The sequence below is a fragment of the Deinococcus roseus genome (genome assembly GCF_014646895.1).
Classification (GTDB): Bacteria; Deinococcota; Deinococci; order Deinococcales; family Deinococcaceae; genus Deinococcus_C; species Deinococcus_C roseus.
The window spans coordinates 18,108-39,441 of sequence record NZ_BMOD01000024.1; the positions used below are offsets into that span (position 1 = coordinate 18,108).

Consider the following 21,334-nt stretch of genomic DNA (forward strand, 5'->3'; position numbering starts at 1 on the left):
TTCAATGCCAGCAGGTCATCAAGGGAGGGGCAACCTCAGGCGCTGCGCTCACAGGAACGCTTGAGCACCCCTGCAAAAGCATCCAGATCCTGGCGGGTGAATTTCACCGGGGCAGGGGCCTGACCGTAAGCCTGCCAGACCTGCAGTTCCTCAGGACTGTACCCCCCAATGTCTTTGAGCTGCTGCACGGCCCCCAGCACCTTGCTGCTGAGCACCATCAACTGGTCCAGATCGAAGTGGTGGTAAGCGTGGTGCTCCAGATAAACCCCAAAATGGTGTTGTGCCACGCCCCGAACCAGCACATGCACCTGGGCCGGGGTGAGGGGTTCTTCTTCTGGACAGGACAGGGCCTCCTCGATCTGCTGCACCTCCTGCAACACCTGCTGGAAATGGGGTTCAGGGACATCAGAGGGGTCTTTGTCTGCAGACGGATCCTGCAAAGGCACCAGAAACCTGCTGATGGGGGCCGCATCCTCGCGGGCCAGATGGTACAGGTGCAGGTGCTCTCTGGCACGGGTGATCGCCACGTACAGCACCCGCCTTTCCTCTTCCAGCAGGGCAGGGTCTTCCAGGCTGCGCAGGGTGGGAAGTGTGCCTTCATTGAGGCCCGGAATGAACACCACCGGCCATTCCAGCCCTTTGGCCCGGTAAGGGGTGGTGATCAACACCCGGTCATCGCTGATCTGCTCCAGGGTGCCCTCCCGGAAGGCCAGGAAATCCAGGTGTTGCAGGAAGTCCTCGGTGTTGCCCCGGCTTTCTGCGTAACGGATCAGGTTCCTGACCCCCAGCATGCGGGCCTCTGCCAGATCCGGGTCTGCTGTGGTGTTCTGCAGGTGCTGCTCGAAATTGGTCCAGTACAGCAGGTTGTCCAGCACCGTGTGGGCCGGGGTGTCGTAGGCCACCATGCGGGTCAGGCTGTCCAGCACAAAATGCAGGGCCTGCAAACCTGCCTGGAAGCGCTGGTGGTTGGGGTTTTCGCTGTCTGCCTGCACCTGGGGCAGCAAATCTTCTTCGTGCTGCAGCACCCGGATGAACAGCGAATGCACATACTGCCGGGTGATGAACCTGCGGGGCGCACCCACCACCGACAGAAACTGGTCCCGCAAATCCCGGATCTGCACAGGATTCAATTTTGCTCCGGTCTGCAACTGGTGCAGGGCCTGGGCCACCCGCAAATAATTCAGCAGCACCACCACCTCATCCCGGCGGTAAAAAGATTTGCCCCCCAGAATGCGGTAAGGGATCTGGCGCTGCATCAGTTCGGTTTCCAGAAAGGGGGTCAGGGCGTAGGTGCGCACCAGCACGGCGTGGTCTTTCAGACCAAACCCTGCTTTCTGGTTCTGTTCAATCTGGTCCGCAATGTGCCGGGCGGTTTCAAACTGGGACTCCACAGGGTGCACTGCGGTCAGGCCACCAAAACCCCGGGTGAGCCTGAGGGGTTTGGGTTCCCGCTGCTGGTTCTGCTCGATCACAAAGCGGGCCAGGGCCAGCTGGGAAGACCTTGACCGGAAGTTGTGGGTGATGAAGTATTTTCTGGCCCCATAACGCTGCTGGAAAGTGCGGATGAATTCCGGGCTGGAGCCACGCCAGCTGTAGATGGTCTGGTCGTCGTCTCCCAGGGCCATGATGTTCAGGTGGTTTTGCACCAGCAGATGCACAAATTCCGACTGGGCCAGGTTCAAATCCTGGTATTCATCAATCAGCACACAGTCATAGCGTCCAGAGACATCCTGCAACAGCACTGGGTGCTTGATGGACAGTTCCCAGGCCAGCAAAATCATGTCATCGAAGGTGATGAAGTTCTCCCGTTCCCGCAGGCGCTCAAAAGCCTGGTAGAGGGGCAGGTAATGGGGCAGGTGCTGGGGGGCTTCCGCCTGCTTGACCACATCCAGGGCTTCTTCTGGAAAGTCCCAGACCAGCAAATCTGCGTATTGCAGGCTGGCCTTGCAGGTGCCCACATAATTCATGAAGTCCTCTGCATCAAAAGGGTCCAGCAGCATCCCTTGCAAACGGGCTTCCCTGAGCACCTGGGCCAGCAGGCGGCCACGGGTGCCTTCGCTGTCCATTTCGGATTTGAAATTTTGCAGGATGCCCAGTTCCACCGCTTTTTTCAGCACCGCCAGACCCACCGCATGCAGGGTTTTCACCTGAACCCGCCCGGCTTCTGGAAACCCAGACAGTTTCTGCTGGATGTCCTTCACGCTTTCCCTGCTGAAACTGGTGGCCAGGATGCGCTCGGCACGGAACCGGCCTTCCCGCACCAGTCTTGCGATGCGCTGCACCAGACTGCTGGTTTTCCCTGCCCCTGCCACGGCGTAGACCAGGGCAGGTCCGGTGTTGTGCTGGATGATCTGGCGTTGTTCTGCAGTGGGCTGGTTCATGGGTCAGGTCAGGCTTTCGGGTTCATTTAAAACAAAAGATGGGTCATTCATATGTAAATAGCATAACAGATGGACCCGACAGAAACGTGAGGAAGCCTGGGGACATCCCCTCTGTTTTCTATTTCTCAGTCTTCTCTGTTGTGCTGCTGGCCCACAGCAAATTCCCGCAACCTGCGTTCCACCCTGGCCCCCAGGCAGGACAGAAGCTGTGAACTGATGGTTTCGCCCCAGTCGCTGAGCACATCTGCAGTGAGCGTGGTGGGGTTCAGCACCTCCACCCAGTCTCCCACCTGCACGTTCAGGTCGGTGGCATCAAAGAGGATCTGGTCCATCCCAAAAAGGCCCAGGGTCGGTCTGTGTTCCCCTTTTGCAAAGACCCTGGCCTTGCCTGCAGCACGGATGGGGTAGCCATCTGCATAACCCACCTGCAGCACCGCCACACGGGTCGGGCGCTCGGCCCGCCAGAAGCCGCCATAAGAAACGGTTTCTCCAGGCTGAACGGTGTGCACAAAACACACCCTGGCCTGCACGGTCATCACGGGTTTCAGGGGCAACACCCCCCGCAGGTGCGTGGCCCCCACATTGCCCAGCAGGGCCAGACCGGGGCGCACCACATCAAAAGCAGCGTCCTCTCCCAGCGCCAGCAGTCCCTCTGAAGCCCCCATGTGCCGGATCAGGCCCTCAGGCAGCAGGGTGCAGACCCGGCGAAACACTTCCAGCTCCCGTCTGGCCTGCACGAGGTCCGGCTGATCTGCAAAAGCAAAATGGGCATAGCAGCCTTCCAGCCTGAGGTTTCTGGCCTGCACCTCTGCGAGCAAGGCTGCAAGGTTCTCAGGACGCACCCCCAGACGGTTCAGTCCGGTGTTGATTTTCAGGTGCACCCCTGCCCCGGCAGGCAAATCCTGCAGCTCTTCCAGGCTGCTGACCGTGAAACGCACCCACACACGGTGCAATTCAGGCAGATCTCTGGGATCAGGAGGGGCAAGCAGCAGGATCGGTTTCTGACTTCCCGACTGGCGGATCTGCTGGGCTTCCTGTCCGGTGGACACCGCAAAACCCCAGATTTCCGGCCTGGGGTCCAGCAATGGGGCCACCAGCGAAAGGCCATGCCCGTAAGCGTTGGCCTTGAGCACGGCCATCACGGGTTTCTGTCCAGCATGCCCATGAATCACCTGCAGGTTGTGCAGCAAAGCTTCTGGATCAATCCAGGCCACAATGGAAGGTCTCAAGGTTCAGTCTCCCGTTTCGCCGGTTTTGGGAGGTTCGGTGCTCTGGGTTTGCTGGTTCTGGGTGCTCTGTGTGCTCTGACGGGAACGCAATTGCGATGCTTTGCTCTTGAGGTCCCGGAAGAAATCGGTGTCCACAATGTCACTGACCTGCTTCTGGCGTTTGGCCTCGTCGATTTCGATTTTGAGGTCCTCCACCTGTTTGCGCAGGTTCTGCTCTCTGGCAATCACTTCTAAAGCCATGGTTCCGAAAGTCTGGGCCAGTTCGGCAATTTCATCGTTGCCCGGGCGGTCCCGGAAGGTTTCTGCGGTTTCTCTGGACATTTTGCCCTGCCGCATCTGGCGTGCCCCTTCGGTCAGGCGAATCAGGGGTCTGGAAAAACTCTGGGCCAGGATGCCCGCATTGGCAGCCGTGAACAGGATGGTGGCCACCAGCGTTCCCACGATCTGGTAGAAAATGGAGGCATCTGATTTTTCATGGGCAAAACGCTGCATCAGGAAGAACCCCATCAGCAGGGTGGGCAAAGCCGCAGAGACCAGGAGGGTGATCAGGAGGCGGCGCAGCAATCCCGAGTGCCAGTCTTCGGCTTTCAGGCTCAGGCGGTCCACATTGAACAGCACAATGGGCAGCAGCAAGAGGGTGCAGATCAGGTTGACCCGCATGGCAGGCAAGAAGGAGTTGTTCAGCGCGTCCATGAAGGTGGTGGGAATCACAAAACAACTCGATAAGGTGCTGCCTTCCCGGCAGATCCACATGGCATAAAAGGAAGCGAAGCCCATCCCCACCACCAGACCCACAATCGCCACCAGCATGGCTGCCCCCTGGTCCTTGATGGTGCGGTAGCTGCGGGGCTTGAGGGCATAAATGCCGGGCACCAGACCCACCAGGCCCACCCCCAGGCTCCATTGCCAGTCGGAAATGCCGTTGCCGTACATGATGTAGTCGCTGATGGTGTTGCCGAGGGTGCCCCCCACCAGCCCCACCCAGGGTCCGAACAGAAACCCGAACACCATGGGAATCACCACACTGGGGCGCAAATCCAGGCCGCTGGTGTCGGTCAGTTTCATGAAGCTGGTCAGCCAGGTCACCAGCACATACAGCACCCCACACAGCACGGTGTACTGCAATTGATGGAGGGTGAATCCCCAGTGGGCCTGACGCTTGGGTTCATGGTTCATGGTGTGCCTCTCTGCAGGATGGGTGGTTTACAGTTTGAGGTCATCCAGAACCCCTCCCGTGCGCTTGCGGCGTTTCAGCCGCCAGTTGAGCATGCTCTTATCATAGGTCTGATTGAATTTCAGGATGGCCCACAGCGCCCCTCCTGCACAAAGCAAAGCCAGCAGCAGGTACAGGATGCTTGCAGTCTGGGCCGAGATCAGTCCCAGCTGGGAAAAAACCATCACCCCGGCCAGCAGCAGGCAGCTGACGATGGAACCTGCTGAATACAGGTAACCTTCCAGAAAAGCACTGATCCTGCCGCGTTTTTCGTCCGGGACCATCCCCAGGAAGGTGCGGCGGGTGGGTTCGTCGATGCCTTCCAGCATCAGGCGCACCAGTCCATTGCCCACCGAGGCCCCGATCAATCCCGGCCAGAACAGGCACAGCACCACCCCGAAGGCCATGCTGATGGGCATCACGTTGAACATCTTCTTGAAGCCCACCTTGTTGAGCAAGCGGGTGGTGACCAGCACCTGCAAGAGCACCAGAAGCGCCGTTCTGATCGCCCGGAAAACACCATAAAAGACCTGCAGGTCTTCGCTCTGGTAGGTTTTGGAGGCCTGATGGATCACGTGGAATTCCAGGGTGTTGAAGGCAAAACCCAGCAGCAGCATCGAGACCGCCAGGTGCATGAACACCGGAACCCCCTTCACAAAATCCAGCCCTTCCTTGAGGATCTCTGCAGGCTGATCGGTGTGGGTGTCCTGCTTGGTTTTCAAACCCAGGCGTTTCAGGCTGAGGGACAGGAAGAGACCTCCCAGCAGCATCAACACGGCATTTCCGGCCAGCAGATCCACATTGCTTAAAAGGGCATTGTGGGTGAGGGCTGGAATCAAATTCCCCAGCAAACTCCCGCCCACCACCACCCCTGAAAGGATCGGGAAGATGCGCTTGGCCTCGGACAGCGAAAAGAGGTCGTTGGCCAGCGTCCAGATGATCATCGGAAAAATCAGGTACTGCTGGTCTCCAATGATGAGGAGCAAGGGATAGGTGATCCAGTCTGCCACCCCTGCAGCAAACAGGCCATACATGCCCAGGTACACCACGCTGGAGAGGCAGAAGAGTCCAATGGTGAGGTGTTCACGTTTGATGCGGTCTGCATACACCGAGTACCCCATGGAAAGCAGGAACATCAGCACGTTGTCCACGGCCCAGACCCACAGGATTTCGGGGGCACCCAGATAGGACACAATGCCACTGGTGCCAACCACATCGCTGGACTGGGCCACAAAGATGTTCACCAGCAGCAGCACGGCCAGCACCCCGAAACGCAGCAGTTCTGAACGGCGCACGGTGGGTTTGATGGATGCGCTCATCGTTTCAGTTCCATCAGGCGGCCACCCAGCTGTTCAATGACCTGTTCCCCTTCTGCAGAGGCACTGAACGGAGCAATGTGCGGCAAAGCCCAGGTTTCACGGCCAAAACTCTCTTTGAACTTGTGCTTCACGTCCTGCAAAGGATAATCGGTATGCACCATGTTCACGGTGAGCAGCACATGCTGGATGTCCAGACGGCTCGCCACATCCACAATCACCCCGATGCCTTCAAAGTCTTTTTTCTCGATGCGCATCACCACCAGCAGCACATCGGCCAGGGACATCAGGGGGAGGGTGGTTCCACTGATGCCCACCGGCATGTCAATCAGCACAAAATCCAGTTGCAAAACCTGAATCAGCTGGTGCAAATCGTCCATCAGGACCACCGAGTCGTACTCTTCACGCAGGGTACGGGACGCCACCGAGAGGTCATCGCTGGCGGGCAGCAAGTACAGGGCTCCTGATGTTGCAGGCCCCACCCGGTCTGGCAGGTCATACACCGCCTGCTGCAGGTCACACAATCCCACCAGGTAATCGTTGAGCGTGAACCCCACCCGTGACTCTGGCAAACCCAGCAAAGTCAGCATCTGTGGAGCACTGATGTCGGCATCCACCACCAGCACCCTGGACTGCTGGCAGAGCTTGACGGCCAGTGCAGCCAGCAGGGTGGAGCGGCCCGTGTTGCGGTGAAAGGCGGCGAAGGTGATGACAGGGCAGCGGGGTGGATCGGTCTTGCTCAAAATCAGTCCTCGGGTTTCTGCTGGTGCTGGGATGGTGCGGGTTTCTGCTCGGGTTCTAAAGACTTCAGGCGGTTCCACAAATCTCCGCTCTGGCGGCCGGAGCGGGCATAATGCACCCGGTATTCGGTTTCTCCTGAAGGGGTGTCCTGGCTGGTTTTCAGAAAACCATGTTCCAGCAAAGCGTCCACCACATGGGAGGTGCTGTCCAGGTCCAGTCCCAGAAACCCACTGAATTCCTGCAGGGTGACATGCCCTTCCCTCACCGTGGTGGTGAGGGCCGTGCGCAGCGGGTCTTGCAGCAGGGTCAAATCAGAACTGCGGATGCCGTCCTGAATGGGCCAGCCGTCAATTTCCTGCATGATCTTCTGGTATGCCTCAAGGTGGGTCATGGGGCCTTCCTCATGGGGTTACAGCCTGATGGGCGCTTGCACAGCAAGAGGGGCCTGCTTGCTGCAGTGTGTTCTGGTCTGGATTGTCCTCCTGCTTCCACTTTAAAGGGTTTTCAGCACGAGCAGAGGAAGTCCTCAAAGCAAATGGTCGGCAATGCCAGTGTACAGCCGGGTGATTTCGTGGTTGGGAAAACGGGTCACGAACACCCCCCCACTGGCCAGAGCCATCATTTCGTCAGAGTGGGGGATCACACCGGCCACCTCGCAGTTGTAGGTGGCTTCCACACGGCGTTTGACATCTGCAAAGTTGTAGCTTTCGGGGGTTTTGTTGACCAGAAGCAGCATCTTGGGAATGTCCAGCTGTCTTGCCACCTCCACGGTCACAGAAGTGCCCTGGTAGTCCTGCTGGTCGGGGCGCATGATCAGGACCAGCACATCCGACATGGCGATGGACAGCAACGTCTCCTCGCCCACACCGGGGTGGGTGTCAATCAGCAGCACATCGAGGTCCAGCATCTGGATCAGGCGGTGAAAGCCGTCGTTGAGCAGGCCCATGTCGTAGCCTTCCCGCAGGATCCGTACGATGTCCCGGCTTCTCACGCTGGAGGGCACCAGAAAAACCTTGCCTTTGCCCGAAACCCCCATTTTGGCGCTGAGGTCGTGGGCGGCCGCTTCGATGTCACAGTTGCCCCACAGGTAATCGTTGAGGGTGTGGTGCATGTCTTCAGGTTCCAGCCCGAACAGCACGTGCACGCCGGGAGACTGGATGTCGGTGTCGATGATGCAGACCCGCTGCCCTCTGGCGGCCAGCAGGGTTCCGAGGTTGGCGGTGGTGTTGGATTTGCCAGTTCCCCCCCGGAAGGAATGAACAGAGATGATTTTGGACATGGATCTCCTTTACGGCTCGCGACGCACCACCAGCATGGTGATGTCATCGAATTGGGGGGCGCTCTCAATGTGGTTGTCCAGCGCCGTCTGGTAACGCTCGATCAGGCTTTGCGCAGAGGTGATGGGTTCTTTCAACAGTTCCAGCATGTTCTTGTTGCCAAAGAAGTGTCCGGTTTCGCTTTTGGCATCGGTGACCCCATCGGTGTAAGTGAAGAGGGTGTCTCCGGGATTCAGCATCTCCTGGGCGATCTTGAAGGTCGCTCCGGGAATCATGCCCACAGCAGGTCCGGTGGGTTTCAGCATCACCTGGGTGCCGTCTGCACGCACAATCACCGGGGGGTTGTGTCCGCCGTTGATGTAGATCAGTTGCCCGGTCAGCGGATCGAAAATCCCAAAGAACAGGGTCACAAAATACCCGGTTTCCAGGTGGTTTTCGGTCATGTAGTTGTTGGTTCCGGCCACTGCATTTAAGAGCGCACTGGTTCCAATTCTGGGCAAAGCCTGTCTGCCCTCTCCCTTGAGCCCGCCAAGCCAGACCTTGTCGTCTGCACCAGCACTGGGGTCAGAAGCCCAGGACAGCGAGATGTTCTGCTGTGCTCCGGCGCGAATCAGGGTGCGGAACAACGCCATGAAAATGGCTGCGGGCACCCCCTTGTCGCACACGTCTGCCATCACCACACCAATGCGGCGACCGTGCAACAGCTCAAACCCGTCGTAGAAATCCCCAGCAACTTCACGGGCAGGCCTGAAGAAGGCAGAGAGTTCCCAGCCTGGACGCTCGGGCAGGGATTTGGGCAGGAAGCTCAGCTGGATGTCCCGGCCAATTTCCACATCCCTTTCAATCAGCTTGAGTTCCACATGGCGGCCAATGTCCAGCGCGTCCAGGTTCAGGCGCAGGTAATCCCGTTTGGTTTCAATCTGGGTCTGGATCAGGGGGTAGGTGAAGGGGGGCAGCATGTAGGCCCGCACGCCCCGGTCCAGAAAGGGCTTGAGGGAATCCTCGTCGTCGCCCCAGGCGATCATGGGGACCAGCATGCTGTCGGGCAGATCCTCGAAACAGCTGTCTCCGAGTTCCACGGGCAGGATCACCGGGGTGGTGTTGTTGCTGGCCAGCAAGAGCAGCACCTCATGCAGGGTGTCGGCCACTTTCAGGTCGTAACCGGCATCCTTGAGCAGGGTGCGGATTCCGGGAGCTTTGGCATCCGGGCAATTCCAGAAAATCAGGCTGTTGTCTTTGAGGGATTCACTGAACATCAGGCGCTCCTTCTTTCGGGCGCAGCATCAGAAACATGTTGCGGTTGATGTTGGCGACCCGCTCGTAGGAGAAGCGGTCCACCCCCCGAATGGTCAGGAACAGTCCCAGACCACCAATGGGGCGTTCTTCCAGGGGCTTTTGCAGTTCTTCTTCAGAAACCGGGTCTTGCTCGAAGGGGTTGTAGGGAACAGCGGTGTCTTCCAGGGTGATGGTCAGGGATTCTTCGTCCATGTCTGCATACACCTGGATGTCTCCAGTCATGCCCATCTCTTCATAGCCGTGGGTGACGATGTTGGTGGCGATCTCATCCACAGCGAGGCGCAACCGGTAGGCCGCTTTCTTCTCAAGTCCTGCCGCTTTGGCAGCTTCCAGCACAAAATCTGCGATGGGATCCAGGGCATCCAGCGTCGCAGGCAAATTCAGGGGTTCCATAGACCTCCTTGCTGGTGTAAAACAGGCCAGAGGAAGGTCACACCTTCCCCCAGCACGCATTCAGGCCGCTTTACGCGTAGGTTTCTTCGATGATCACGCTGTGGTGGAAACCGGTCATCTCGATGGTCTCCAGCACCCCTTCCTGGGGAGCCACCAGCACAATGGGAACGCCCGCTCCGGCTTTCTGCTTGGCGAACACCAGGGCACGGAGTCCGGCAGAGGCCATGTATTCCAGGTCCTGCATCAGGATCACCAGACGGCCCACTTTTTCGGGTCCGTTGAAGACATCTTCAATGGCGGATTTGAAGGCGGGGGCGGCGCTGGCGTCCAGCTGGCCTCCCAGGGTGATGACTCCGTCTGTTCCTCTGTATTCCACTTTCACATCGATGGACATGTTGACTCCTTTGGTGTTGCTGAAGGTGTTGCTGGGGATGGGTGCAAAACTTGAAAAAGAGGGCTTAACGGGGGGCTTTGCCGACCAGAATGGCCACCGAACGGGAACCCATCCAGAAGGTGCGCTGGTCTTTCAGCCAGATTTCGTCTCCGGGTTCCACACTGGTCACTTCTGCTCCGGTGTTGGCGAAGACGTGCCATTGCAGGCCCTGGGCGAGGTAAGGCAGTTCGAAGGCGTGGTCTTCCCAGTGCATGTTCATGGCGACATAGATGTAGTCGTCCTGCACGGTGCCGCCTCTTGCATGCTTGCCGCACAGCATGAAAGCCAGGGTGCGGCTCTCACTGGACCAGTCGGGACTCCAGGCGCGTTCCCCGTGGAAACTGATGTCGGGATAGCCGCTGCCCACATAATCGCGGCCTGAGAGGTGCCAGCGGTTTCTGAGCACCGGGTGGCGGTGGCGGAAGGCGGCCACATGCTGAACAAACTGCAGCAGGTCTTTGTTCTTCTCCACCAGGCCCCAGTCCATCCAGTTGAGGTCGTTGTCGTGGCAGTAGGTGTTGTTGTTGCCGTGCTGGGTGCGCCCGATTTCATCGCCCATCAGGATCATGGGGATGCCCTGGCTGGTCAGCATCATGGCCAGGGCGTTCTTGACCTGACGCTGGCGCAGCGCGTTGATCCAGGGATCATCGGTCTCCCCTTCTGCACCGCAGTTCCAGGAGTTGTTGTCGTTGGCTCCGTCGTTGTTGTTCTCACCGTTGGCGAGGTTGTGTTTCTCATTGTAAGAAACACTGTCGTACAGGGTGAATCCATCGTGCGCCGTGATGAAGTTGATGCTGGCAGTGGGTCCTCTGGAAGAATACAGATCCGGGGAGCCCTGAATGCGCATGGCCATCTCGCCCACCTCTCCGGCTTCGCCTTTGAGGAACTTGCGGATGGTGTCACGGAATTTGCCGTTCCACTCGCCCCATCTTCCGTAAGCAGGGAAACTGCCCACCTGGTACAGCCCTCCGGCATCCCAGGCTTCGGCAATCAGTTTGGTGCGGGCCAGGATGGGGTCGTGGGCCAGGCTTTCCAGCAGAGGGGGGTTGGCCAGGGGGCTTCCATCCTGGGCACGCCCGAGAATGGCCGCCAGATCGAAGCGAAACCCGTCGATGTGGTACTCGCTGACCCAGTAACGCAGGCAGTCCAGCACCATGTTTCTGACCACGGGGTGGTTGCAGTTGATGGTGTTGCCGGTGCCCGAGAAATTGAAGTAGTACCCTTCGGGGGTGAGCATGTAGTAGGTCTGGTTGTCGAGGCCTTTTAAAGACAGGGTGGGTCCCTGCTCGTTGCCCTCGGCGGTGTGGTTGAACACCACATCCAGAATCACTTCAATGCCCATCTTGTGGCAGGCCTTGATCAGGGCCTTGAGTTCATCCACCTGCATGCCCCTTTTGCCTGTGGCAGCGTAACCTGCTTTGGGCGCAAAGAACCCGAGGGTGGAGTACCCCCAGTAGTTGAGGTGGTCGATCTCTCCGGTTTCGGGGTCGGTGTGGCTGTGCTCGAACTCGTCGAATTCAAAAATCGGCATCAGTTCGATGGCGTTCACACCGAGTTTTTTCAGGTAGGGCAACTTTTCACGGATGCCCACAAAGGTTCCGGGAAACTTGACCCCGGAAGATCCGTGTCTGGTGAACCCACGCACGTGCATCTCGTAGACGATCAAATCTTCGGAGGGGGTCTCAAGCTGCTTGTCGTCCTCCCAGTCAAAATCATCGAAGGAGAGCCTGGAACGGTGCGGATAGATGTTGTCCCAGTCAGGCTTCTGTCCCCACACGTCCCGACCGCTGATCACCCGTGCGTAAGGATCGCAGAGGATCTTGCTGGGGTCGAAGCGGTGGCCCTGTGCAGGGTCCCAGGGGCCATCCATGCGGTACCCGTACTCCAGGGTTTCCGGGTCCAGATCGAAGACCAGCATGGAGAACACATTGCCGATCTTGAACTCATGCGGAAAGGGAATCTCCACTTTGGGGGTGGGGTCGCCCTTGTCAAAGATCACCAGGGTGCAGGCCGTGGCGTGTGCAGAATACACGCTGAAATTCACCCCGTTGGGCACCAGGGTCGCACCGAAAGGCAGGGGTTTCCCGGCCCGGATGCGGTACCCCAGGTACTCGTGGGTGGGGTAGAAATCGATGCGGCTGTCCACGTTGCTGTAATCGGGAACGGCGGGCTCGAGTTGCACCCTTTCCCGCGCTGCAGGGGCTGCCGGAGCAGCCTCCTGAGCGGGTTCTGGAGTGGGTTCTGGTGCAGCGTCCACTTTTTTCTTCCTGGGAGCAGCTTTCTTCTTGGCCGGGGCGGCTTCTGCTACAGGGGCAGTTTCAGCAGCTTTCTTGCCCTTGCTGGCCTTTTTCGGGACAGCTTCGGTCACAGCTGGATTGACAGCATCAGGTTCCAGACCTGGAATCTCACTGCTCATGCCAGGGCCTGCAGTCCTTCTTCCACAGTGGTGCTGGTCACGAAGTAATCCAGGAACCCTGTGGCAGACATGGTGTCTGCAATGTCTTCACTGAGGCCGCTTAAAGCAATCTTGCTGCCCTTGCTCTGGGCCTGGCGGTACACCAGCAGCAGCATCCTCAGGCCAGCGCTGGACATGTACTCCACCTGTCCCATGTCCAGCAGGATTTTTCCTCCATCTGGAATCAGGGATACCACTTTTTGCTGCACAATCGGGGCCGTCTTGCCATCGATGTCTCCGATGATCTGCGCCACCACCACACCGTCTACGGTGCTGGATGAAATTTCCATGCGGGTTACCTCCTTGTCAAATCAAACTGGGTGAACAGGATCAAACGGGCTGCAAAGTCACGCAGATTTTCACGCGCTCATCGGTTTCGGGCAGGGTGACGGTCAGGGCGTCGGCATCAAAGTAGCGGTAAGGCTGGTCGTTCACGGTCACCGCACTGATCTTGACAGATCCAGCGGGCAGCAGGTCAGGGGCAACCCTGAGGATGTTGTCCTTGAAACCCCCGGGGATGGGCTTGAAGTGCATGTCCAGCGGCTTCTTGAAGATCAGGAGGTTGTTGTACACCGCAGAGAGGTAGCACAGCTCTGAGGAGTGGTACATGGACATGCTGTGGCTGCCCTTCAGGCGCTCGGTGCCCAGCAGGTAAGGCAAACCGTTCGCGAGGGTGTTGAAGTACACAGCTCCGTCGTCGTGGTCCAGGAACCAGGCGTTGTAAAAGGCCTGGGACTCGCGGGCCAGTTTCAGGTACTCCTCGTCCTTGAGAAGGCCGTGCAGGATCAGGTAAGCCAGGATGCCCTGCTCCTGCTGCCACCAGGCTTTGCGGTCGTGGAAAGCGTAGCGGTGCCATTCCTGGTCATTCTGCTTGACCCGCTCCATCACGTCGTACCAGCCGCCGTGCTGGCGGTCTCCACCCACCAGGGGCATTTCCTGGGCGATGCGGCGGGCCAGCGCCTCGTACTCGGGTTTGGGGGTCTGGGTGTGCATGCGCATGATGTTCCAGGCGATCTTCAGGTTGTGCCCGACCACACCACGGTTCTGCTGCCACATGTGCTGGCTGTCGTGCGACCAGTCGGAGAAGAACTTCTCCTGCACAAAGGGGCTGTTCTCGTAATCCGGGAAGTACTTGGCAATGGTGTCGAAGGTGCCTTCCAGGAAGGTTTTGAAGCGGGGATCATCGGTGGCCAGCACCAGGTTGATCAGGTAGGCAGGTGCATGGTCTCCGACAGAGTTCCAGTTCTTCTTGCCTTTGTTGGCCCCGATGGCGTCCGATAAGGGATCCAGGGTGATGGGGTCCAGGTGGGAGTAGTACCCGCCACGCTCTTTGTCCAGGTAGAAGTTGTCAAAGAGGTCGATGGTCAGCTCGGCGTCCTTGAGGATTCTGGGGTCGCCGTTCACGCGGTAGGTCTGGATGGGTCCGGCCAGCGCGTAAATCTGCTCATAGGCAGGAATGGCGTCGTAGTCATCCCCGAACTCGCTGGTAAACAACTTTTCTTCTTTGTCTCCGTTGATGCGGATCCCGTGGTACCAGTAGACTATGTTCTCGTCACGGTCGTAGAAGCGCATGTGGGCCCGCAGGTACTCGGTGCCCTTCTCGGCAATTTCCAGGAATTCATCTTCCCCGGTCAGCAGGTAAGCCGAAGCATACCCGTACACCAGTCGGGAGATGGTGTCGGTTTCCTGAATGAAGTTGTCGCGGGTGCGCTCACCGGACAGGTTCACCTCAGTGCGGTAATTGCGGTAATCGATCTCGCCCTTGCCGAATTGTGCGCGGCGGTAGAAGTGGGCAATTTCGGAAAGCTGCTTGATCCACCAGTTCTGCTTCTCAAAGAAGAACTCGTCTACCTTGCGGCCCACAAAAACCAGAAACTGGGCTTCAAAAATGTGGGCACCATGCTCGGGGTAGAACACCCCGTAGGCGTACATGTAACGCCCGGCTTCCAGCATCTCGAAGATCTGCCCGGTGGCGTCCAGGTAAGGCTCGCCGAGGTTGCGGGACAGGTAGGCGTAGGTGTTGCTCTTGAGGTTCACCGTGAACACACGGCCATCGGTGGTTTTCAGCCCGAAGGTCTGCTTCTCCCGGTCAAATTCGGTGACGTACCCTGCGATGGTGTCGGAAAAGGTGAAGTTGATCTGGTTGCCACTGGAGGCCCCGGAGGGCTGCACGGATGGATCGGTTGCAGTCATATGCACTCCTTCTCTAACACTGAAATCCATGAATTCCCAAACACGGATGGAGGATTTAAAAACACGTCTTGAACCTGCAAAAACAGAATTCAGGCGTCCTGATAACCCTGGCTGATTTCCACGATGTTGCCATCGGGGTCTTTCACCCAGGCGGTGCGCCAGCCAGGAATGAAGGCATCAAAATCCAGCGGGCCAAGGGCAATCTGGGCCTGATCGCCCAGTTTTGCCAGCACCTCGTCCACGCTGTCCACCTGGAAAGCGATGTGCCGGAGCACGCCTTTTTCCTTGGGGCCGTCTTTTTCCAGCACCGGGCCCACGCCTTCAGCGGGGAACAGTTCCAGGTAGGCGTCCCCCAGTTTCAGAAAGACAATTTTGGCCCCGCCCCCGATGTCAAAGACCCGGGCGGTGTGGTAGCCGAAGTACTTGCTGTAGAACTCGACGGTTGCGTCCACATCGGCGCAGTTGAGGGCCACATGGGAGAATTTCATGCTTCACCCGAGAGTTTCTCGATGATCGCGCGGGCAAACTGGGCGTGGTGGCCTCCGGTGCGTCCAGTGATCAGGTCTCCGTCCACCACCACATCTTCATTCACGTACTCTGCCCCCATGTTGATGGCATCGGCGTAAAGGTTGTTGTGGGTGGTGAGCTTGCGGCCCCTCACCAGTTCAGGAGCCCAGGCCAGCAGCCACAAACCGTGACAGATCACGCCTTTGACGATGCTTTCCTCTGCAAAGACCCGCTTGATGAACTGCACAGCGTCTGAAGGCTGGGTGACGTCCGGGGTGTACCTCAGGCGGTCCGAGACAAACCCGGCTGGAATGATGATCGCATCAAAGGATTTGAGGGTTTCATCGTCCATGTCCGTGAAGGCTTCATTCACGTAAAAAGGGGTGTGAAACTCGTGTCCGTTGAAGGTCAGACCAGGCTGGCCCCACAGTTTGGACAGGAAATGCACGGACGCCCCCTCTTCGGGGAAGCGGCTCTTGTAATACCAGATTTCGGGATCGTAAAAATCCGATTCCATCAGGATGCCGATTTTTTTGCCGACCAGTTTTGGCTTCACAGGTGCTCCTTTTTGACGAAATCTGCAGCCCGTTCACCGATCATCAGGACCGCAGCATGAATGTTGCAGGAGGGGGTTTCGGGCATCACCGAGGCGTCTGCGACCCTGAGGCCCTCCAGACCGTGCACCTTCAGTTCAGGGCTGACCACCGCCCACTCCCCTTCCCCCATCTGGCAGGATCCGCACTGGTGGTGGTAGGAAGCGGCGCGGGAAATCAGGAATTCCCGGAGTTGTTCATCGGTGTGGCAATCCAGACCGGGCAGCAGTTCCTGGGTGACTTTGCCTGCAAAAGTCCGGGTCTGGAAAATCTGGCGGGACAGTTTGACCAGCTCCACCATGCGGTCCAGGTCGTAACTTTCGGCCAGATAGTTCGGGTCAATCAGAGGCGCTGCCAGAGGATCGCTGGAAGCCAGTTTCACCGAACCTCTGGATTTCGGTTTGGTGAGGCCCGCAATGATCGAAACCGCATTGGGGTGGGCCGCACCAATCACCACATCAAAAGACAGGGTCACAAACCCCAGCTGAAAATCCGGGGCGATTTCCTGATCGCTGGAACTGGTGTACAGGCAGCTTTCCGAGCGGTTGAGGCGGGCAGGTTCGAGTTCCCCATCCCAGCCGTACACCACCCCGGTCAAAACGTGGTTGTGGAAGTTCTCCCCCACCCCTTTCAGGTTGTGCACCACTTCCACACCCACATCCTGCAGGTGTTCTTCTGGTCCAATTCCTGAAAGCAGCAGCAGTCTGGGAGAATCAATCGCACCCGAACAGACCACCACTTCTTTTGCGGCATGTGCGGTTTTGACCTCGCCGTTCTGCTGGTACTCCACGCCCACAGCCCGCCCGTTTTCGATCAGGATTCTGGAAGCCCGTGCTGCGGTTTCAATGTGCAGGTTGGGCCTGTCCTGAACGGGTTTGATGTAGGCCCGGTAGGCACTTTCCCGTTTGCCATCCCGGATGTTGATGTGGTGCCAGCCTGCACCGTGCATGTACGGACCGTTGAAGTCCGCAGTCACGGGAAAACCCAGCTCTGCACAGGCGTCAATGAACACCGCAGAAGCTGGATTGGGCTGGTGGTTTTTGGCGTTGATGATGTGCATGGGGCCATCATGCCCGGCGGTGGGGTTGGTGTGGTCCTCCTGGTCTTCCAGACGCTGGAAGAAAGGAACCACTTCCTGGTAGGACCAGCCCGGAGCCACTTTCGCCCAGTTGTCGTAATCCTGGCGGTGCCCCCGCACGTACATCATCAGGTTCATCTGGCTGGTGCCCCCCAGCGCTTTCCCGCGGGGTTCGTCGGTCTGGCGGCCCCGCAGGTGTTCCTGCGGAACACTTTTGTACTGCCAGTCCATCTCGGTGCCCCAGGTCAGGAACCACAGGGAGGGATCATGGGCCACCTCCGGGACCTGTCCGGCCCCGGCTTCCAGCAACAGCACGTTCCATTCGGGGTGTTCGGAAAGGCGGGCTGCCACCACGGAACCGGCGGACCCTCCTCCCACCACAATGAAATCCCACTTCATGGTCACTGGGCAGCTTTGTTGTTGGGATCGAACAGGGGCTTGAAGGGCACGGAGTCATGGAAGTTCGCCAGGTACACGATCTTGCCCTCTTCGTCAAAGCGGAAGTAGTTCATCACGCCACACTGGATTTCTTCTCCCAGGTGGGTTTTTCCAGTGATGTGGGACACCACTGCACCTTCATTGCCGCTCACGAACATGGTTTTGGGTTTGTTCTGGAACTCGGTGTAACCGCCCAGACCGCCTTTCATGCCTTCGCGCAGGGTGGCGAGGCCTTCGATGTGTCCGGCGAGTTGCTCGTCCATCACCATGTTTTCAGCGAAGAGGTCGCACCAGTCCATCCACTGTCCGGCATTGGCATACTGGTAGTACTTTTCAAGGGTTTCTCTGGGATCCATTGTGCTTCCTCCTGTGGGTTCAAAAAGTCGGGATGGTCGGGTCACATCAACTTGTAAAGGGTCAGAACCGACATGTCCAGCAGCATCGGCAGCTTGTAATGCGGATAAAGCTCGATCAATCGGGCCTTGAATTCCTGATGGTCTTTCGCAGTTTCAAACACCTGCTGGGCGTCTTTCAGGAACCCAATGCTGCGGTCAAAAACACTGCTGTCGGTGGGGTCGCCATGACCGGGAATCACCAGTTCAAAATCCTCTGTTTTCAGCTGCTCCAGCGTCTTGATCCAGCCGTCAAAGCAGAGGATGTCGCGGTTTTCACCGTGCAGTTCGCCCACAAACAGGTGGATGTTGTTGTAGACCAGATCCTGGGGCAACAGCGTTTTCACCTCAGGAAGTTCGATCATCAGGTTGGCGAGGCATTCGGCCTGGGTGACTTTGCGGAACACAAACTTCACCCCGTCGATGACCTCCTCCCCTTCCTGCAAAACGTGCTGGGGAATGACCTTCTGGTCTGGAATCTGGTCGCCCAGTTCTTCTTTTTTCAGGCCAATCCAGAAATCTCCCAGCATCTCCAGGTGCCCGATCACTTCTGACAGGGCGTAAAGCGGCAAATCCTTGAAGGCATCAATGCCCAGCCAGTGGTCGGGGTGCATGTGGCTGATGATCACTCGTGAGATGGGTTTTCCCAGGCTTTCCGCGTACCTGCGCACCTCTGCGGCGTACTGCCGGGAAAGCTGCACATCCACCACGATCAGGCTGTGTGGGGTTTCAATGATCTGGGAGCGCACAAATTCACCGGCTTCGGGGCTGCTGTAGCTGTGCACCGAAACGGTTTCACCGCGAAAAACATCAATGGTGCCCTGATAGGTCAGTGCAGCCATGGGGTTTTATCTGCTCTCCAGCACTTCAACCAGCTTGTCTCCAAAGGCAATGGAGGACTCCACCGAGAGGGCCGTCACAAAAGGCCAGTCGTACTCCACGCAGGGTTTCTCCCGGTTGGCGGTGTAATCGGAGGTGACCTTGCCTTCTGGACCCACAGCGTCCTCAACGACCACCTGCAGCGGGAACACGAAGCCACGGGTCACCAGATTGGTGCCAGCATTTTCGCCTTCGGTGCCGACCAGATCGTAGGTCATGTCGTCTTTGAAATCCCACTGTTTGGGGTGCGCACACACGTTCTTGCCGTAAATGATGCTCTTGCCGTTCTCCGGGTTGCGGGTCCAGACGAAAGCGCCCACAGCGTAACACAGGGCACCGATCATCTTGTCGGCCTGGAAGGCTTCCAGCAAGAGGTCGTGCACGTTGGGGTTGCCCACCAGATCCAGCGCAGAGCCCGGTCCGCCCACAATCACAATCGAGTCGTAATCGGACATCTTGGCGTCCTGAATTTTGATGGGGTTGTCCCACTCGCCGTTTTGCAGCAGCTCATGGGTGCGGTCCACCACTTCCTGGGGGTTCACGTTGTAATTCTGGAAAGGGTCAATGAAGTCCGGGTTCATGCTGATCTGCATGGGGAGCGGCTTCAATCCCTTGTGGGTGGCCAGTGTGACATCATGCCCGGCTTTCTTGAGGGCGTCCCAGGGGGCCTGCAATTCTTCGGCCCACAGGCCTACATTGGAGGCCAGAACCAGCACTTTCTTACCCATGTGTTCCCCCTTATGACTCGACTGGAGTCAGTGAATTGACCACGTAACGTTGAATCACCACTTGCCCGTTTTCATCACGCACAACCTGCCAGTCCTGCGCAGCACGCATGGCAATGCGGGTGCTGAAGGCTGCAGGGGCTTTCCATTCGTGGGCCTTCCAGATCACGGTGACTTTGACGTTTGCGCCGTTTTCCTGGATGTCGCTGCTCACCTCTTCGATGATGTGGTCCTGGTCAAAGAAGGTGCTGGTGACCGTGCGGTACCAGTTCTCAAATTCCTCGGGGGTGGTCAGGGTGCTCTCGGGAAAAACCATGTGCAGGTTTTTCAGGTCCAGCAGGGGCATCATCTTGACCATGGCCCGGTGTTCATTCAGGCCCGAAAACCATGCCTGCACCAGTCCCTGAATTTCGGTGTCTGAAATGCTCATGCTTTCACCTCGTCGAGTTGTTTCCAGACCCGCTCAATGCCCTGCGGCAATTCGTAGCCCAGCAGGAAGAACAGTTCTTCGGTGGGCTGGAACTCCTTCATGCGGCCCATCACTTTTCCAACCACCTCTTCGGTGACCGGGGTTTCTCTGGGCAGGTCTTTGATGGTGTCAATGAACAGTTGCAGGTAGGCTTTCTGGTCTTCGAGGTCTGCGTAATGGGCAGGAGAATCCCCGTGCCCCACATAGATCTTTGCGTCTAAACGCAGGGTTTTCTGCAGCCGTTCGATGTTCTCGATCCAGTGCAGCGCGTGCCCATCTCCGAAAAAGGCGTGGGTGTGGTTGCAGATGGTGTCCCCAACAAAAGCGTGCTGGATGCCGTCCACCTCAGTGAGCCACATGCCATCATCGTCGGATTCACCAGGGCCGAGTTCGGTGTAAGTGAAGTCAATGCCCCCGAAATTCAGGGTGTCTCCGTCTTTGATCACCTGACTGGGAAAGCTGCGCTCGTCGGGGAAATCCTCTCCGAGGTACTGCTTGCCGCCCTGCCATTTGGTTTCGTCTTCCCGGTGTGCAAAGTCAATGCAGCCCTGGGAAGCGTAAACAGGCAGGTCTTTGAAGGTCACCAGACCCGTGAAGTGATCGGGGTGTCCGTGGGTCATCAGGACGGCTTTTAAGGGCTTGCCCAGCGATTCAGCCAGGGCGCGGAGTTCCTGGGAACTGGAAATCGCTGCGGTTGCGTCAATCACCACCACCTCGGTGGGGGTTTCCACCACGTAGGCATTGACAGCGCTGGGCAGCACCGGAAAGCGACCTCTCACCAGATGAACTTTGAAATCCGTCACCATGTACCTCCTTGTTTTCTTGCTTTGTTTCTTGCAAGGTCTTGCTGAGGGTTCATTGGGGCTGAACACGGAAAAGTTCAGATCACAGCTGACACATCACAATTGAGCGGAGCCAGGATGAAAATCCAATTTGTCCACAACATAAAGCTGGATTCTGGGGTTCCCGTCTGAATCGGGGACCACCACCCAGGTCTGGTAGGCATCGGCAACAATGCGCTGGCTGTGTGCGGCAGGGGCTTTCCAGAAACTGGCCTCCCACTGCACGATGATGTCCACTTCTGCCCGGTCTTCCTGGAGGTTCACCTCCACTTTTTTCAGCAGGTGCACCTCATCGAAAAACAGACGGATCACCCCCTGGTACCAGCCTTCAAAATCCGCAAGGCTGTACAGCGTTGCTTCTGGAAACTGCATTTCCAGTCCAGAATCCACCAGCAGGGGCAGCACTTCCACCATCGGGGCATGCACATCCAGCTTTTCGTACCAATCCTTGACCAGCTTTTCGACCCCGGCTACGTCCATGTGT

22 protein-coding genes are annotated in these 21,334 nt (G+C 57.9%); all 22 read right to left on the reverse strand.

Features of this window, described 5'->3' with window-relative positions; translation table 11 throughout:
* Window positions 1–35 precede the first annotated feature (35 nt).
* The 22 genes from IEY52_RS21240 to IEY52_RS21345 all read right to left on the reverse strand — a co-directional run bounded on the left by IEY52_RS21240 (window position 36) and on the right by IEY52_RS21345 (window position 21,330).
* Window positions 36–2,381, reverse strand: a complete 2,346-nt coding sequence (locus IEY52_RS21240; protein WP_189006638.1) for an ATP-dependent helicase — start codon at window positions 2,379–2,381, stop codon at window positions 36–38.
* Between the two features lie 125 nt (window positions 2,382–2,506).
* Window positions 2,507–3,610 carry an alanine racemase gene (gene alr, locus IEY52_RS21245; RefSeq protein WP_189006640.1) on the reverse strand — a complete coding sequence of 368 codons (1,104 nt, stop codon included), beginning with the start codon at window positions 3,608–3,610 and terminating at the stop codon, window positions 2,507–2,509.
* A 3-nt stretch (window positions 3,611–3,613) separates the two neighbouring features.
* Window positions 3,614–4,786: an ECF transporter S component gene (locus IEY52_RS21250; protein ID WP_189006643.1), complete on the reverse strand. Its 1,173-nt coding sequence runs from the start codon at window positions 4,784–4,786 to the stop codon at window positions 3,614–3,616.
* 27 nt (window positions 4,787–4,813) lie between these two features.
* Window positions 4,814–6,142 carry a hypothetical protein gene (locus IEY52_RS21255; RefSeq protein ID WP_189006647.1) on the reverse strand — a complete coding sequence of 443 codons (1,329 nt, stop codon included), beginning with the start codon at window positions 6,140–6,142 and terminating at the stop codon, window positions 4,814–4,816.
* Window positions 6,139–6,882 carry a MinD/ParA family ATP-binding protein gene (locus tag IEY52_RS21260; protein ID WP_189006650.1) on the reverse strand — a complete coding sequence of 248 codons (744 nt, stop codon included), beginning with the start codon at window positions 6,880–6,882 and terminating at the stop codon, window positions 6,139–6,141. The genes IEY52_RS21255 and IEY52_RS21260 overlap by 4 nt, the downstream gene beginning before the upstream one ends.
* Before the next feature lie 2 nt (window positions 6,883–6,884).
* Window positions 6,885–7,271 (reverse strand): hypothetical protein, encoded by a 387-nt coding sequence (locus tag IEY52_RS21265; protein WP_189006654.1) that lies wholly within the window; start codon window positions 7,269–7,271, stop codon window positions 6,885–6,887.
* Between the two features lie 135 nt (window positions 7,272–7,406).
* The gene (locus tag IEY52_RS21270; RefSeq protein WP_189006657.1) at window positions 7,407–8,159 is read right to left on the reverse strand and encodes a MinD/ParA family ATP-binding protein; all 753 of its coding nucleotides are present in this window, start codon (window positions 8,157–8,159) and stop codon (window positions 7,407–7,409) included.
* 9 nt (window positions 8,160–8,168) lie between these two features.
* Window positions 8,169–9,413: a PP2C family protein-serine/threonine phosphatase gene (locus tag IEY52_RS21275; protein WP_189006659.1), complete on the reverse strand. Its 1,245-nt coding sequence runs from the start codon at window positions 9,411–9,413 to the stop codon at window positions 8,169–8,171.
* Window positions 9,403–9,846 carry an ATP-binding protein gene (locus IEY52_RS21280; protein ID WP_189006662.1) on the reverse strand — a complete coding sequence of 148 codons (444 nt, stop codon included), beginning with the start codon at window positions 9,844–9,846 and terminating at the stop codon, window positions 9,403–9,405. The genes IEY52_RS21275 and IEY52_RS21280 overlap by 11 nt, the downstream gene beginning before the upstream one ends.
* Before the next feature lie 70 nt (window positions 9,847–9,916).
* Window positions 9,917–10,240, reverse strand: coding sequence for an anti-sigma factor antagonist (locus tag IEY52_RS21285; protein WP_189006664.1), 324 nt, complete (start codon window positions 10,238–10,240; stop codon window positions 9,917–9,919).
* 64 nt (window positions 10,241–10,304) lie between these two features.
* Window positions 10,305–12,695, reverse strand: a complete 2,391-nt coding sequence (gene glgX, locus IEY52_RS21290) for a glycogen debranching protein GlgX (protein ID WP_189006665.1) — start codon at window positions 12,693–12,695, stop codon at window positions 10,305–10,307.
* Entirely contained in the window at window positions 12,692–13,024 is a 333-nt protein-coding gene (locus IEY52_RS21295; protein ID WP_189006666.1) for an anti-sigma factor antagonist, read from the reverse strand. Before IEY52_RS21295 ends, glgX begins: the two co-directional genes overlap by 4 nt.
* A gap of 40 nt (window positions 13,025–13,064) precedes the next feature.
* Entirely contained in the window at window positions 13,065–14,927 is a 1,863-nt protein-coding gene (locus IEY52_RS21300) for an AGE family epimerase/isomerase (RefSeq protein ID WP_189006667.1), read from the reverse strand.
* 89 nt (window positions 14,928–15,016) lie between these two features.
* Window positions 15,017–15,415: a VOC family protein gene (locus tag IEY52_RS21305; RefSeq protein WP_189006668.1), complete on the reverse strand. Its 399-nt coding sequence runs from the start codon at window positions 15,413–15,415 to the stop codon at window positions 15,017–15,019.
* Window positions 15,412–15,990 (reverse strand): DJ-1/PfpI family protein, encoded by a 579-nt coding sequence (locus IEY52_RS21310; protein WP_229684904.1) that lies wholly within the window; start codon window positions 15,988–15,990, stop codon window positions 15,412–15,414. Before IEY52_RS21310 ends, IEY52_RS21305 begins: the two co-directional genes overlap by 4 nt.
* On the reverse strand, window positions 15,987–17,504 hold the full coding sequence (locus tag IEY52_RS21315) for a GMC family oxidoreductase (protein WP_189006669.1): 1,518 nt from the start codon (window positions 17,502–17,504) through the stop codon (window positions 15,987–15,989). The genes IEY52_RS21310 and IEY52_RS21315 overlap by 4 nt, the downstream gene beginning before the upstream one ends.
* A 2-nt stretch (window positions 17,505–17,506) precedes the next feature.
* Window positions 17,507–17,899, reverse strand: coding sequence for a nuclear transport factor 2 family protein (locus IEY52_RS21320; RefSeq protein WP_189006670.1), 393 nt, complete (start codon window positions 17,897–17,899; stop codon window positions 17,507–17,509).
* Between the two features lie 41 nt (window positions 17,900–17,940).
* Window positions 17,941–18,777, reverse strand: a complete 837-nt coding sequence (locus IEY52_RS21325) for an MBL fold metallo-hydrolase (protein ID WP_189006671.1) — start codon at window positions 18,775–18,777, stop codon at window positions 17,941–17,943.
* Window positions 18,778–18,783: 6 nt separating this feature from the next.
* A complete protein-coding gene (locus tag IEY52_RS21330; RefSeq protein WP_189006673.1) occupies window positions 18,784–19,542 on the reverse strand; it encodes a DJ-1/PfpI family protein in 759 nt (252 codons plus the stop codon).
* A gap of 10 nt (window positions 19,543–19,552) precedes the next feature.
* On the reverse strand, window positions 19,553–19,969 hold the full coding sequence (locus IEY52_RS21335) for a hypothetical protein (protein WP_189006675.1): 417 nt from the start codon (window positions 19,967–19,969) through the stop codon (window positions 19,553–19,555).
* Window positions 19,966–20,814 (reverse strand): MBL fold metallo-hydrolase, encoded by an 849-nt coding sequence (locus IEY52_RS21340; RefSeq protein ID WP_189006677.1) that lies wholly within the window; start codon window positions 20,812–20,814, stop codon window positions 19,966–19,968. The genes IEY52_RS21335 and IEY52_RS21340 overlap by 4 nt, the downstream gene beginning before the upstream one ends.
* A 93-nt stretch (window positions 20,815–20,907) precedes the next feature.
* Window positions 20,908–21,330, reverse strand: a complete 423-nt coding sequence (locus IEY52_RS21345; protein WP_189006679.1) for a hypothetical protein — start codon at window positions 21,328–21,330, stop codon at window positions 20,908–20,910.
* Window positions 21,331–21,334: the final 4 nt, after the last annotated feature.

What these genes read in the sequence shown, in the direction of transcription:
- IEY52_RS21240 (WP_189006638.1), bottom strand. Translation starts at nt 2,381, where the DNA reads ATGAACCAGCCCACTGCAGAACAACGCCAGATCATCCAGCACAACACC.
- IEY52_RS21250 (WP_189006643.1), bottom strand. Translation starts at nt 4,786, where the DNA reads ATGAACCATGAACCCAAGCGTCAGGCCCACTGGGGATTCACCCTCCAT.
- IEY52_RS21255 (WP_189006647.1), bottom strand. Translation starts at nt 6,142, where the DNA reads ATGAGCGCATCCATCAAACCCACCGTGCGCCGTTCAGAACTGCTGCGT.
- IEY52_RS21265 (WP_189006654.1), bottom strand. Translation starts at nt 7,271, where the DNA reads ATGACCCACCTTGAGGCATACCAGAAGATCATGCAGGAAATTGACGGC.
- IEY52_RS21270 (WP_189006657.1), bottom strand. Translation starts at nt 8,159, where the DNA reads ATGTCCAAAATCATCTCTGTTCATTCCTTCCGGGGGGGAACTGGCAAA.
- IEY52_RS21275 (WP_189006659.1), bottom strand. Translation starts at nt 9,413, where the DNA reads ATGTTCAGTGAATCCCTCAAAGACAACAGCCTGATTTTCTGGAATTGC.
- IEY52_RS21280 (WP_189006662.1), bottom strand. Translation starts at nt 9,846, where the DNA reads ATGGAACCCCTGAATTTGCCTGCGACGCTGGATGCCCTGGATCCCATC.
- IEY52_RS21285 (WP_189006664.1), bottom strand. Translation starts at nt 10,240, where the DNA reads ATGTCCATCGATGTGAAAGTGGAATACAGAGGAACAGACGGAGTCATC.
- glgX (WP_189006665.1), bottom strand. Translation starts at nt 12,695, where the DNA reads ATGAGCAGTGAGATTCCAGGTCTGGAACCTGATGCTGTCAATCCAGCT.
- IEY52_RS21295 (WP_189006666.1), bottom strand. Translation starts at nt 13,024, where the DNA reads ATGGAAATTTCATCCAGCACCGTAGACGGTGTGGTGGTGGCGCAGATC.
- IEY52_RS21300 (WP_189006667.1), bottom strand. Translation starts at nt 14,927, where the DNA reads ATGACTGCAACCGATCCATCCGTGCAGCCCTCCGGGGCCTCCAGTGGC.
- IEY52_RS21305 (WP_189006668.1), bottom strand. Translation starts at nt 15,415, where the DNA reads ATGAAATTCTCCCATGTGGCCCTCAACTGCGCCGATGTGGACGCAACC.
- IEY52_RS21315 (WP_189006669.1), bottom strand. Translation starts at nt 17,504, where the DNA reads ATGAAGTGGGATTTCATTGTGGTGGGAGGAGGGTCCGCCGGTTCCGTG.
- IEY52_RS21320 (WP_189006670.1), bottom strand. Translation starts at nt 17,899, where the DNA reads ATGGATCCCAGAGAAACCCTTGAAAAGTACTACCAGTATGCCAATGCC.
- IEY52_RS21325 (WP_189006671.1), bottom strand. Translation starts at nt 18,777, where the DNA reads ATGGCTGCACTGACCTATCAGGGCACCATTGATGTTTTTCGCGGTGAA.
- IEY52_RS21330 (WP_189006673.1), bottom strand. Translation starts at nt 19,542, where the DNA reads ATGGGTAAGAAAGTGCTGGTTCTGGCCTCCAATGTAGGCCTGTGGGCC.
- IEY52_RS21335 (WP_189006675.1), bottom strand. Translation starts at nt 19,969, where the DNA reads ATGAGCATTTCAGACACCGAAATTCAGGGACTGGTGCAGGCATGGTTT.
- IEY52_RS21340 (WP_189006677.1), bottom strand. Translation starts at nt 20,814, where the DNA reads ATGGTGACGGATTTCAAAGTTCATCTGGTGAGAGGTCGCTTTCCGGTG.
- IEY52_RS21345 (WP_189006679.1), bottom strand. Translation starts at nt 21,330, where the DNA reads ATGGACGTAGCCGGGGTCGAAAAGCTGGTCAAGGATTGGTACGAAAAG.